This window comes from Virgibacillus dokdonensis (assembly GCF_900166595.1).
GTDB classification, from domain to species: domain Bacteria; phylum Bacillota; class Bacilli; order Bacillales; family Amphibacillaceae; genus Virgibacillus; species Virgibacillus dokdonensis.
The window spans coordinates 358,896-372,584 of sequence record NZ_LT745763.1 but is presented as its reverse complement, the minus strand read 5'-3'; the positions used below and the strand labels follow the sequence as shown (position 1 = coordinate 372,584).

Below are 13,689 nucleotides of genomic sequence, written 5' to 3'. Positions count from 1 at the left end.
TTATGTTTGCTTGACCGTCACGCCGAATAAATGAATAAAAGAGATGGCTTGCTCTGGGGATATGATCGCCCCACGTAATTCCTTTTCCGATAAATGAATGTTTGTAAAGGAGCAACTACGAAGATCCATTCCTTTTAAAGAAGTAAAATCAAACGACACATCATCCAACACAACATTGTCTAACTGTGCATAGTCAAGTTTCGTATCGATAAACTGACTGCCTTTTAAAAGGCAGTCTACTAGTTCACCATCACGTAAAATAGCATTTCCAAACAACGTATAAGGTGCTTCACATGCTATAAATCGTACATCTTGCATATCTGTTTGACTAAAATTCACACCAGCTAATTTGCAATTGCGAAATTCAACACGACGAAAACGAGCCCCTTGAAAATCTAATTGCGACAAATCACATGTATCAAAAAGCACATTCGTCCAAGATGAAAAAGGGAATTTCGATTGTGACATGTTTACATTTGTAAAAAAAACATCCTCAAATCCCACATGTGATGCAGTAAATGAGCTAGAAGTATGATCATATTTAGCCATTTCAATAAAGCTATTGTCAGTAAGTTCGTTCAAGCTCCTTATTAATAGTTCTTCTGGTAAGTCTGGCTTTTGAATAAGGCGTTGTTTGGGTTTCAACTGCAGTCACCTCCTATATGATGTTTTTCCTTCATTATTTTTTTAACTTTCATATTAATTTATTGACACTCATCGTAGACCATATATCTCTTTACTATAGGTTATTTTATCATAACTTTACTATGTTCCTAATAGAATTCAACAGACAGCAACTACACTTTGTTCCCATATACTTATCGGTGCTGTTTTTAATTTACAACACGTAGCTTAAAAAAAATTAAATAATTTTTTTAAACGTGAAACTTATACATTTTTTATTCGTACTAGTATAATGAAGATACGCTAAGAAAAGTTGAGGTGAGCACATGAGTATATTTGGGCGTTTATTCGGTAATAAAAAAGAAACAGATAAACCTGTTGAGCAAAGAAATATGTTTAATTTGCAAATAAATGATATTGTTACATTTGACTTAGAAGACTATACAGTTGTAGGGAAAATCAGCTACGATGACCATGGTTTCAAGTGGTTTGCCTATCAATTACAAGGTACGGATAAAACATTGTGGTTAAGTGTAGAAATGGATGACGAATTGAATCTTGGTATATACGAAAAAATTAAACTCCCCGTTCAAGAACCAATCCCTAAAGAAATCCCCTACGAAGGGACTACGTTTTACTTGGATGAATCAGGAAAAGCTCGCGTAGTAGGAATTGGTCGTAGTGAGAACTTAACTGGATTAACTTGTGAATATTACGATTTCTATGATGACTCCGACGAAAAGTCACTTTCTTTAGAAAAATGGGGCAATGAAATTGAGGCAAGCATTGGGTATGAAATTGAAGAGTATGAGTTAAAAATTATTGCTAGTAGTTAATAAAATATTATTAAATAAATGGAGGAATGAAGTATGTTTAAATTTTTTAAACGTATGAAAACTGTTGTAGAGTCTGAATTGAATGCAGCTTTGGATAAAGCCGAAGATCCTGTTAAGATGCTGGATCAATTTATGCGCGATATGGAAGAAGATATTCGCGAGGCTGAATCAGCCGTTGCGAAACAAATTGCGAATGAAAAAATGATGCAGCGAAAATATGAAGATGCGAAGAAAATGGTAGAAAAACGTGAAGACCAAGCGATGAAAGCTGTTGAAGCAGGGAATGACGACCTTGCTAAACGCGCGCTAGAAGATAAAAAACTGCATCAACAAACAGCTGATTCCTTAAAAGAATCATACGAACGTGCGAAACAAGATTCTACTACATTACGTCAGAAGCTAGATGAAATGAAAGCTGAATATCAAGAAATGAAATTGAAAAAAGATTCCTTGAAAGCACGTGCTGAATCGGCAAAAACAAGAACAAAAATGAATCGTACGTTATCAGGTATTGGTAGTGACGAATCCAAACAAGGCTTTGAGCGTATGGAAGAGAAAGTTCTAAAATTCGAAGCGGAAGCAGAAACAAGCGAAGATATGCAAAGCTCCAGTCGTAGCCTTGACGACGAGTTTGAAGAGTTAGAGAAAAGCGACGTTGATGATGAACTAGCTGCCCTTAAGAAAAAGCTTAACAAAGAATAATTGGTGAAAGAAATAAGGTAACATTTACATTCACACACATTCTATATAACAGGAACGAATAAGATAAGATAGGCGCTCAGGGACAGTGCTTGTTGAGCGCCATTCCTTACTTAGATTCTCAAAAGAAGAAGGTGAGAATATGAAACGATCACTTTTCTTTATCTTGCTATCTTCACTGCTCTTCTTAGCTGCATGTGGCAGCCAAGCTAGTACTTCCGAGGGAACGTTATTTGAGCATGATATTGCAGCATTTATTGATGAAAATTATACCTTTCAAGATGTCATAGCAAGCCAAGAGGACTCCTCTGACATATCGGAAATATACATAGCTGAAAACCAAGACATAGATCATGTCGTTGACGAACTACGGGAGCATGAAGAACCTGAAAAGGTAAGTGAAAGAAGCGATAACAAACAAGCACTTATATACAATAACTTGTTTGTCATCGTCACAGAAGACGAAGAAGATCCAGATAATTCTACTGTTGAAATTGCAGAACAGCAATTTGTACGGGATAATTACAATCCAAGCTTTTTTAATGGGCTTTTTGCCCTTTGGTTATTGGATGAAGTTTTAGACGTTGATGATTGGGGAAAGAAACGCCAAAGCAAATGTAAAAATTCCGGAGACTGTTATGGTGGCTACCATTCCTCTGGCGGTTCCTACAAAAAATCAAGTGACTCTAAATCCATTCGCTCTTCATCGGTTCGTGGCGGAGGTCCAGGTGCTGGTAAGTAAACAATGCGCTATATGACAGCATCTAGCCTACCGCACATTAGAAAAACTTGGCTTGTCGCCAAGTCTTATGGCGAATGGCATAGTTTTTCTTATACTATAACCCTTAAAACGTTTATACTTTCCTATAGTACAATGAAAGTACGATGACGGCTTTTAAAACAACTCATGTTTTAAACACTATTCATTTTAACGCTCTATTACTTTCCACTTTACTACCATTAGAATAAAGCCTAGAAAGAAACACGTTTTCTTATAAAACTATAAAACTTTATACTCTCAGGAGAGTATAAGTAAAGAAAGGATGAACATCATGGAGCCATTTGTATCTACGTTAATATACTTTTTCGTTTCCATTGCCATTGTTCTTGTTGGCTTAGTTATTTTTGAATTACTTACACAAAAATATAAAGACTGGGATGAGGTTCTAAAAGGAAATCATGCCGTTGCTTTATCCATCGGTGGTAAGATTGTCGGGATTTGTATTGTGCTAGCATTCTCCATTTATAACAGCGCCGATGTTGTTGAAACATTGATTTGGGGCGCTGTCGGGATCGTCTTGCAAATGATTGCGTACTTATTATTTCAATTATTTACACGTACATTCTCTGTGGAAGAACAGCTACAAAAGGGAAATATTGCGGTAGGAATTATTAGCATGTCTGTTTCCATCGGTCTTGGATTTGTAATTGGCGCATCGATTACATAAGATATGTAGCACTCTTTATAGAAGGCTGACTTGCTATTGATTTTTTAATATCAAGTTGCGTATTTTTCGTTGCAATCGACTCCTTTTAGTCGATTGCCTTTTCTTTTAAACTAAGAAAAGACGATTTCATTTGATATGAGTAAAAAGTTGTTAATACGAGGAGACTTACCGTGAATCAGTTAAGCATAAAACAAAGCAAAGCAATCTATTGGGCATCTGGTATCGTATCCATATGCGGCATTATTTTTGAAGTTTTATTCGGGGCGGCAGGTTCCTATCTTTTAGGTGATGGCGTAAAACAATATACGCTAACCATTTCCTTGTTCTTAACTGGAATGGGTATTGGTGCCTCCCTTAGTGAACGTGTCACCAAAAACTTAGTCCTCTCGTTTGTATGGATTGAATATACCATTGGCATTATCGGTGGGTTCTCCACTTTTATCTTATTTGGCGTTACTGCATTCTTAAGCTCAGGAATGGACGCTTTCTTTCTCTACTTTATTACATTAGTTGTTGGTGCATTAACGGGAGTCGAACTTCCTATTTTAATTCGCAAAGCAAACGACATTGGCGTTACACTACAAAAGAGTACGGCACGTGTCCTTTTCTCTGACTATGCCGGTGGTTTAATCGGAGGCTTATTGTTTGTCTACTTATTTAGACCACAATTTGGACTTGTGAAAACAGCCTTTATTGTAGCGCTCATTAATGTCATCGTTGCTTTATGGATTTTAGTCTATTTTAAAGCAGAAATAAAAACATTTAAGCGTCATTTTATTGCGGGAATATGCATTTTCCTCGTTTTAGTTATGGGCGTATTATTTGGCGAAAAAACAGCTTTCTTATTTGAACAAAAGCTATACAATGATCCTATTATATATAACGAGCAAAGTAGCTACCAGCAAGTTATTTTAACGAAAGAACAAGGAGATTTACGATTATTTCTTGATGGACAATTGCAATTCAGCTCAGAAGACGAATATCGTTACCATGAAGTACTTGTGCATCCAACGATGGCAACAGCTTCATCGAATGACAATGTCCTCGTTTTAGGCGGAGGAGATGGACTTGCTTTACGCGAGATTCAAAAATACGACGCTGTCAAATCGATGACACTTGTCGACCTCGATCCTAGTGTAACAAAGCTTGGCAAAGAGAACCATGAAATAACCGAACTGAACGATAACGCGTTTGCCGACGATCGTGTGCAAACCGTTAACGCTGATGCTTTTAGATACTTGCAAGAGCATAAGGATTTGTACGATGTCATTCTTGTCGATATGCCTGATCCAAACAATGAATCGCTCAATAAGTTGTACACCCTTGAATTTTATCAGCTGCTTCGCAATCATTTACGGCCAGGTGGAGCGATTATGGTGCAAGCGACTAGCCCAACCTTTGCAACGGAAGTGTATTGGTCGATTGACAAAACGATCCAAGCAGCTGATCTGTACACAGACAATCTCCATGTCGACGTTCCTAGCTTCGGTGATTGGGGGTTTGTCCTAGCAAAAAGAGAAAAATTCACAATTGATGAAGTAGAAATTCCTGTCGATACGAATTTTCTAACTTCTGATGTTCTCGCTAGTTTAACTACATTTGGGAAAGATATTGATGCACAGATCGTTGATGAAAAAGGAAATAACATTTCGTTAGACGTTAATACATTAATCCGCCCTACCCTCATCGAAAAATATGAAAAAGCATGGCAAAATTATTAACAAACGAGCAGTTATTTGTAAAAACTGCTCGTTTCTTTTGTTATTTTCTTCGGTTACAGTTACGGTTTTTTCTACTTACAGACCGTTGCTCGTTTTTCTTTTTTTGAACTCTAGGTCAACGTATGCTGGGAACATGCGGAATCATGGATTCAAAAAGAACAAAGGCTCGGGGCGCCCGGTTAGCAACGTAGCAAGTGGAGCGAATCAACGAAAGTTTTAGGAATCATGCTCCTGCAACAGGAGTATGCCGGCGCCCTCCGGCAAGCCCGTCTTTAGTCGGCCTTCCTATTTAGAACGAACCGATGATGACTTATCTTAGGGCAATGGAGTGAAGTCGCTTAGTTGCTGGGCGCTGAAGCCGGACGGAGCCCGTTCGGTTGTTTGGTTACGTCATAGCATCAAATTTTATACTTTCTTATCTTTTTAGAAAATCTTGGCTTGTCGCCAAGTCTTATGGCGAAAGGCGTAGTTTTTCTTATACTATAAACCTTTAAACTTTTATACTTTCCTATAGTGCAAATAAAGCGTAGCCTTTCAGCATTAAATTTTCACTATAACGATCTCTTCTCCACCTGTTGTTTAATCCGAGCTAAAAAGCGAGCTAACGGTTCACTTTCAGAAGCTTTACTGCCATACTTTCGAATGTTTACACTTCCTTTTTCTACTTCATCATCGCCTAACACAAGCGTATATGGCACCTTTTGCATTTGTGCTTCTCTTATTTTATATCCTAATTTTTCATCCCGATTATCTATCTCTACTCTAATACCCTGTTGCTTCAATTTGATGGCTACTGACTTGCAATAGGCTTCATGCACTTTGGAAACAGGAATAATTTGCACTTGAACTAGCGCTAACCAGACTGGAAACACCCCCGCAAAATGTTCCACTAAAATGCCAAAAAAGCGATCGAGGGAACCATAAATAGCACGATGGATCACAACAGGACGTACTTTTTCGTTACGTTCATCAATATAGGATAGATCAAAGTTCTCTGGCATTTGAAAATCGAGTTGGATTGTCGCACATTGATGACTGCGACCAAGTGCATCTTTAATATGAAAATCAATTTTAGGTCCGTAAAATGCGCCATCCCCCTCATTTAACTGATAAGGAGCCTCTAATTCTTGTAATACATTTTGCAATGCTTGTTCAGAAGACTGCCATAGATGATCCTCTCCCATTGACTTTTCTGGACGGGTAGAAAGCTCGACATCATATGTGAAACCAAATGTTTGATAAACCTGATCAATCAACTGAAACACTTGCGCAATTTCCGCTTCTATTTGGTCTTTTCTAACAAAAATATGCGCATCATCTTGACAGAAAGTACGAACCCGAAGCATCCCATTTAAAGCTCCACTGTATTCATGACGATGTACTTGACCAAATTCGGAAATCCGTATTGGTAAGTCTCGATAAGAATATAGATTATTCTTGTACATTAACATATGGCCAGGACAATTCATTGGCTTCATCGCAAACTTTGTCTTATCCACTTCCGTAAAATACATATTTTCATGATAATGATCCCAGTGTCCAGACTGTTCCCACAAACGCTGGTTCATCATTAATGGTGTCCGTACCTCATCATAATTCGCTTGTGACTGCACCTCTCGAGAAAATTTTTCTAATTCATTGCGAATGATTTGTCCCTTAGGTAAATAAAATGGCATCCCAGGCGCTTCATCGGAAAACATAAACAACTGTAATTGTTTGCCTAATTTACGATGATCCCGTTTCCTAGCCTCCTCTAAAAAGTCAAGATGTGCTTTCAATTGAATTTGCTTCGGAAACGCATAACCATATATTCGCTGAAGCATCATTTGATTACTATCACCACGCCAGTATGCTCCAGAAACATGTGATAGTTGAAATGCCTTTATATACCCTGTACTTGGCAGATGAGGACCACGGCAAAGATCAACAAACTCTCCTTGACGGTAAATGGTGAGCGCTTCAAGCTCTTTCATATCTTCTAAAAGCTCCAACTTTAATGGTTCATTTCGCTTTGTAAATAGATCCATTGCCTCCTCATAAGTTATTATTTCTTTTTCTATTGGTAAATTTTCATGTATAATCGAGCGCATTTCCGCTTCAATTCGTTGTAAATTATTTTCGTTCCACGTCTCTTCTAACCTAAAATCATAATAAAAACCGTGCTCGATCGCTGGTCCAATGCCGAGCTTTACGTTTGGATACAATCTTTTCACCGCTTGTGCTAGCACATGTGCTGTAGTGTGTCGTAATACCTCAACACCTTCTTTTGTTTCCAACGTATAAAATTCAACGGTAGCATCGTTCATCAATTCATAGCTAACATCTACCATCATTCCATTTACTTTAGCTCCAACTGTTCTTTTACCTAAACTGGAACCAATCGATGTAGCAACCTCCTTCACAGTAATACCTTGTGTGCATTCTTTTACTTTTCCATCTTTTAATTGTACTTGAATATGCGATTTCAAGATCAGCAACCTCCTTGAATGAATGAACATTTTACATTAACCCTGTGCGGGCATCTATATAAGTGCTTTTCCACCTAAAAAACGTAGCTACCATCTCTTTTAGCTTCAAGATTAGCAATGTAATGAAGTCTAATTTTTTCCATTTTTATGGCGAAAGCTTATGTGTTTGTCTTGTGCAGTAAACCACAAAATTTCATACTTCCTATAGTGCAAATAAAAAACACACGCATCCTCTATATAAGGACGAATGTGTTATCCGTGGTTCCACCTAATTTTCCAAGCAACGATCTCTTCTGCTTGACTCCATATGCTGTAACGTAGCAATACGGCGTTGGTTACTCGTATTTCCCCAACACAGCTTATGAGGCGGTACACTATTTTCCATGACTAGGAAGCTCTCACCTTCTCTTCCCTCTCTGCTAGCTGTAAAAATAATGCATATCCTCTTCATTGCTTTTATAATCACTTAATTTTTAATAATGCTACACCAAAACGTAAAATAATGCAATAGGCAATGTTGGAAAAATCACATTAATAAAGCTCGAAATAATAGAGTAAAGATGACAACATAGGAGACTTTCTAGCTGGGGTGAGGCGGCTAATTATGTACTCTTTAAACACGTCTTAAAACAAATCGGCAGCACTTTTAGGAAGTGTGCCGATTTAACGGTTATCGACCACCTTAGTTACCCATTGCCCGATGGTGGGAAAGTAAATGATGGTAGATTACCAGTTGTTTCACAACGATTCTGATTTAGATCACAAAAATTGCCCTCAGCATCCTTAATCACTTGCCGGGTAACTGTAATTGTAGTGCGCAACACAACTTTAACTAAAATACCATCAACAATCTCAGTGCCAGTTGTATCCACCAATGATATACCTTCTTGATTGAAAATCCCTTCAACTTCTAATGGCGTTTCCTGAACCATATCTTCTGGACAAGCGCCTGGGAAATCGGTATGCGCTTGAAATGGAATATCTACTACGCCAATATCAACTACATCCCCACCTACAGCTGTTACACTAATGTTTGTAGGTAATAATCCGATGTTAACGACTTTATCTTTGATGACGGTAGCGTTTTGTGTAACTGCGTCTAGATTTGGCACAACATTAATAGAGAGCAAATTGCTCAAATCTACTCCAGGAAATAAGGTAAGTGGCAGAGATATTTCCGCTACCTTTTGAACGGTTTTCGTACCTACCAAAGAATTGATTAGAAAGCAATCGCTGTCTAGCTTCGTTGCTTTAAGTTGTGGCTTTTTAAAATTACAATTACAACTTGCTTGTTTGCAACAATCATATTTAAAATCATCTTTATAGCAATCATGCTTTTTATTATTAGGTTTGTGTTTTTTACATTGGTTTCCAACCATTACAACACTATTGAAACGTTTTTTAGAGGACATTACATCCTCCCTCCTTTCTTAAGGAAAATATATATAATATTCTTTACAAGATTATACTATTAAAAAAATTTACCGAGTGATTGGACTTTTGAAACATTATGTTAATACTCTAATTATAAATTAGGATATAAGGAAACTTTACGACGACATCTTGCAAAGCTTTTTCAAAGATACAAATTACTTAATAAAACATAGGCATATAAGCTAGTAATGGTGAGTGGGTGACCTCATGATTTAAATGCAGTTATACCTCGGAATGTACTTTAAAAAAACATATTAAAATAAAATCGGCAGCACTTTTAAACAGTGTGCCGATTCAACGGTAGGAATAAATTATAACTATTCATTATTAGACAAGAAAGTAAATGATGGAGGTCCATCTTCTGCTTTACAACGATTCGGATTTACATCACAAAACTTACCTTCAGCATCCTTAATCACTGGACGAGTAACTGTAATAGTTGTGCGTAATATAATTTTTACTAAAATGCCAGTAATGAGTGCTTCTCCAGTTGTGGCAACCAATGATATACCTTCTTGACTGAAAATTCCTTCGATTTCTAATGGAGATTCCTCTACCATATCTTCCGGACAAGCGCCTGGAAAATCGGTATGCGCTTGAAATGGAATATTTGCTACGCCACCAACAATACCGACTACATCCCCACCTATAGTTGTTATACTAATATCTGCAGGTACTATTCCAATATTAACGACTTTATCTTTGATCACTGTAACATTTTGTATAATTGCACTTAAATTAGGTACAACATTAATAGAGAGAATATTTGTCGTACTTACTCCTTCAAACAAGGTGAGTGGTAGAGATATTTCCGCTACCTTTTGAACCGTTTTCGTACCTACCAAAGAATTGACTAAAAAACAATCACTATCTAGCTTAGTTGCCTTAAGTTCTTGCTTTTTAAAATCACAATTACAAGTTGCTTGTTTGCAACAATCATCTTTATAGCAATCATACTTATTAGGTTTTTGTTTTTTGCATTGGTTACCAGTCATTTCAACACTACCCAAACGTTTTTTAGAGGACATTACATCCCTCCTCCTTTCTTAAGGAAAATATATTATTCTTTACAAGATTAAATTATTAACAATACATATGGAGTGATTGGACATTATGTTAATCATCTAATACAGATTGGGTTATAAAGGAAGCTTTGCAACGAACATTTTGCAAAACTTTTTCAAGGATACGATGTAAGACATGTATAAGGTAAGACTAAGTCTATGAATTTGAGACTTTCTGTACGGGGATGAGCGATTTCCGGGCGTGAGCGAGCGTTTTTACAGCAATCATGAGCGACTTCCAAGCTGGAACTAGCAATTTTCTCCGTTGCATCTAATTCTTATTGACAGCCACGCTAGCATCCGCTAAAATGAAGTAAACGTTTACTCTATAAGGAAGATAAGCATGAAAAAATCAACGATAAAAGATGTTGCTAGAGAAGCCAATGTGTCTATTGCGACAGTATCTCGGATTTTAAATAATACGGGAAAGGGCTACTCTGATAAAACAAAGCAGCATGTAATGCAAACGATTGAACAGATGGGATACTTCCCAAATGCCATTGCCCGTAGCTTGATTAACAATGAAAGCGGAACAATAGGAGTGCTGTTTCCTGCGGTGTCTGGAATGGTCAGTGCAGAAATGCTACATGGAATAGAGGCGGCTGCGCAAGTTTACGGGAAGAGTGTATTTGTCTGTAATACATTGTCTGATCCTGATAAAACAAAGCACTATTTACAATTGCTCTATGAAAAACAGGTGGAGGGCGTTATATTTGCAAGTGAAAGGCTGACGAAAAATTTCCAAAAAAATGTTAAGCAAATGAGTGTTCCTTTTGTCACTTTATCGGGAATATCTGATCTAGAGAACATACCGGAAATAAAAGTCGATGATCTAAAAGCTACCTACGATGCTACGAATTACTTAATTAAGCATGGGCATACAAAACTCGCTATGGTTAGTGGTCCGCCTCATGATTCAATTGCAGGTACGCCTCGGATGGAGGGCTTTAAGCAAGCATTAACCGACGCAAATCTCCCTTGTAAATCATCACAGATTAGTTGGAGTAACGCCTTCTATTTTGAAGATGGCAAACATGCATTTCGTTCCATCATGAAAAACCACCCAGAGATAACTGCAATTGTTGCAGCAAGTGATGAAATGGCGGCTGGTGTTATTTCTGAAGCAAATGCACAAGGAATACGTGTCCCTGAAGATGTATCCGTTATTGGCTATGATAATACCAAGTTAGCTGCGATGACTGTTCCTTCATTAACTACTGTCTCTCAGGAGTTTGACGTGATGGGGTATCGTGCTGGAGAGTTGTTATGCCAGTGTATTATAGGAGAAAAAACAGATTCGATCATCATGAAACACAAAATAATTGAAAGAGAATCGGTGAAAAAGACAAAGGCTCGAGGCGTAGTTTAGCAACGTAGCGACTGTAACGAACCAATGAAAGATGTCGGTTCATGCCACGAAACAAGTGGTATGCCGACGTCGTTCGGCATACCCGTTTTTAGTCAGCCTCCCCCTTAGCAATGAACCGATGATGACTTATGTGTAATGGAGTGAAGTCGCCTAGTTGCTGGGCGAATGCGCCGGACGTGGCTATTCAATTATTATACCTACACAAGCTACTCTATCTTTAAATATAACAAGCTCATCTTTTCTTTTTAACGAAGGCTTTCGCATAAGGTTTGGCGACAAGCCAAGTTTTCTAGCAGTAGAGTAAACGTTTAACCTTAACAGAAAAGGAAGGTTTTCATGACACAAAATAATTGGTGGAAAGAAAGCGTCGTTTATCAAATCTATCCACGTAGCTTTCATGATAGCAACGGTGATGGAATTGGAGATATACAAGGAATTATTCAAAAACTAGACTACTTGAGAAAACTTGGAATCGATGTCATTTGGCTATCCCCTGTGTACGATTCCCCAAATGATGATAATGGTTATGATATTCGTGATTACCAAAAAATCATGGATGAATTCGGAACGATGGAAGACTTTGATACATTGCTTGAAGAAGCACATAAACGCGGACTTAAAATCGTAATGGATCTTGTAGTGAATCACACATCCGATGAACATGCTTGGTTTGTCGAGTCAAGATCAAGTAAAAATCATCCAAAAAGAGATTATTATATTTGGAAAAAAGGAAAAGAAAATGGGCAACCACCGACGAATTGGGAATCCGCATTCAGCGGCTCTGCATGGAAATATGATGAGGCAACGGATGAATATTTTCTGCATATGTTCAGCGAAAAGCAACCTGATTTAAATTGGGAAAACCCAGATGTCCGTAACGACGTGTACCAAATGATGCGCTGGTGGTTAGATAAAGGAATAGATGGTTTTCGTATGGATGTGATCAACTTAATATCGAAAGATCAAACCATGCCTGAACGCGAACCAGATCCAGGTAAAGAACTTGTTTCCGCATTTGAATTTCATATGAATGGACCGCGTATTCATGAATTTTTACAGGAAATGAATCAAAAAGTGCTCGCTGATTATGATATTTTAACAGTTGGAGAAATGCCAGGTGTAACCGTCGAGGATGCGAAGCTTTACACTGGGGAAGAACGTGAAGAATTGAATATGGTATTCCATTTTGAACATATGGGGCTTTGGAATGGACCAGATGGAAAATGGTCCAACATGCCTTGGAAGCTTACCGATCTAAAAGAAATTTTAAGTAAATGGCAGTACGGTCTAGAACATGAAGGCTGGAATAGCTTGTATTGGAATAACCATGACCAACCAAGGGTAGTTTCCCGCTTTGGCAATGATAAAGAATACCGTGAGAAATCAGCTAAAATGCTCGCCACTCTCCTTCATGGCATGAAAGGAACACCTTATATTTACCAGGGAGAGGAAATTGGTATGACAAACGTCCAATTCCCTTCCATTGATGATTATGAAGATATTGAACTTATTAATTGGTATCATGAACGCTTGGCACAAGGGCATCATAAAGAAGACTTAATGCAAGCTATTTATGCTATCGGTCGTGATAACGCTAGAACACCAATGCAATGGAATGACAAGCCACATGCAGGGTTTACAACAGGACAACCTTGGTTAAACGTAAATCCAAATTACACGACAATAAATACAGAAGCAGCCCTTACTGATCCTAACTCTATATTCTATTATTATCAGCAATTAATTGCCTTGCGGAAACAAGAACCGACGATCATCTACGGAAAATTTGATTTATTACTTGAAGATAACGAAGAAATATTTGCTTACACGAGAACACATCAAGAAGACACCCTGCTCGTCGTATGTAACTTTACAGATCAGCAACAGACATGTGAACTATCAAACGTACCAGAAAGCAAAGAAATCTTAATCACGAACGAGCCTACGAAAACGATGCATTCCGTTCGTCAATTTACTCTTCATCCATATGAAGCCTTTATATACAGGCTTGCATAAAAAGAAGGGG

General features: G+C 37.8%; 11 protein-coding genes and 1 other annotated feature. Of the genes, 7 read left to right on the top strand and 4 right to left on the bottom strand.

Going from position 1 to position 13,689, the window contains the following annotated elements:
• Entirely contained in the window at positions 1 to 645 is a 645-nt protein-coding gene (locus B2C77_RS03465) for a pentapeptide repeat-containing protein (RefSeq protein WP_077702428.1), read from the bottom strand.
• Between the two features lie 305 nt (positions 646 to 950).
• Between B2C77_RS03465 and B2C77_RS03460 the strand changes: the two genes are divergently transcribed.
• From B2C77_RS03460 to B2C77_RS03440, 5 genes are all read left to right on the top strand, one after another.
• Positions 951 to 1,460, top strand: coding sequence for a DUF4178 domain-containing protein (locus B2C77_RS03460; protein WP_077702427.1), 510 nt, complete (start codon positions 951 to 953; stop codon positions 1,458 to 1,460).
• Between the two features lie 33 nt (positions 1,461 to 1,493).
• A complete protein-coding gene (locus B2C77_RS03455; RefSeq protein ID WP_073007083.1) occupies positions 1,494 to 2,162 on the top strand; it encodes a PspA/IM30 family protein in 669 nt (222 codons plus the stop codon).
• Between the two features lie 139 nt (positions 2,163 to 2,301).
• Entirely contained in the window at positions 2,302 to 2,901 is a 600-nt protein-coding gene (locus tag B2C77_RS03450) for a DUF4247 domain-containing protein (protein WP_077702426.1), read from the top strand.
• 310 nt (positions 2,902 to 3,211) lie between these two features.
• Positions 3,212 to 3,607, top strand: coding sequence for a DUF350 domain-containing protein (locus B2C77_RS03445; RefSeq protein WP_077702425.1), 396 nt, complete (start codon positions 3,212 to 3,214; stop codon positions 3,605 to 3,607).
• 170 nt (positions 3,608 to 3,777) lie between these two features.
• Entirely contained in the window at positions 3,778 to 5,328 is a 1,551-nt protein-coding gene (locus B2C77_RS03440) for a polyamine aminopropyltransferase (protein ID WP_077702424.1), read from the top strand.
• 551 nt (positions 5,329 to 5,879) lie between these two features.
• Here B2C77_RS03440 and thrS read toward each other — a convergent pair.
• The 3 genes from thrS to B2C77_RS03425 form a co-directional block, all read right to left on the bottom strand.
• Positions 5,880 to 7,796 carry a threonine--tRNA ligase gene (gene thrS / locus B2C77_RS03435; RefSeq protein WP_141130673.1) on the bottom strand — a complete coding sequence of 639 codons (1,917 nt, stop codon included), beginning with the start codon at positions 7,794 to 7,796 and terminating at the stop codon, positions 5,880 to 5,882.
• A 236-nt stretch (positions 7,797 to 8,032) separates the two neighbouring features.
• Positions 8,033 to 8,256, bottom strand: a binding site (T-box leader).
• Positions 8,257 to 8,482: 226 nt separating this feature from the next.
• Positions 8,483 to 9,208, bottom strand: a complete 726-nt coding sequence (locus B2C77_RS03430; protein WP_077702422.1) for a hypothetical protein — start codon at positions 9,206 to 9,208, stop codon at positions 8,483 to 8,485.
• A 339-nt stretch (positions 9,209 to 9,547) separates the two neighbouring features.
• Positions 9,548 to 10,258 carry a hypothetical protein gene (locus B2C77_RS03425; protein WP_077702421.1) on the bottom strand — a complete coding sequence of 237 codons (711 nt, stop codon included), beginning with the start codon at positions 10,256 to 10,258 and terminating at the stop codon, positions 9,548 to 9,550.
• 379 nt (positions 10,259 to 10,637) lie between these two features.
• Between B2C77_RS03425 and B2C77_RS03420 the strand changes: the two genes are divergently transcribed.
• Positions 10,638 to 11,663: a substrate-binding domain-containing protein gene (locus B2C77_RS03420; protein WP_077702420.1), complete on the top strand. Its 1,026-nt coding sequence runs from the start codon at positions 10,638 to 10,640 to the stop codon at positions 11,661 to 11,663.
• A gap of 336 nt (positions 11,664 to 11,999) precedes the next feature.
• Positions 12,000 to 13,679: a glycoside hydrolase family 13 protein gene (locus B2C77_RS03415; RefSeq protein ID WP_077702419.1), complete on the top strand. Its 1,680-nt coding sequence runs from the start codon at positions 12,000 to 12,002 to the stop codon at positions 13,677 to 13,679.
• The last annotated feature ends 10 nt before the right edge of the window (positions 13,680 to 13,689 follow it).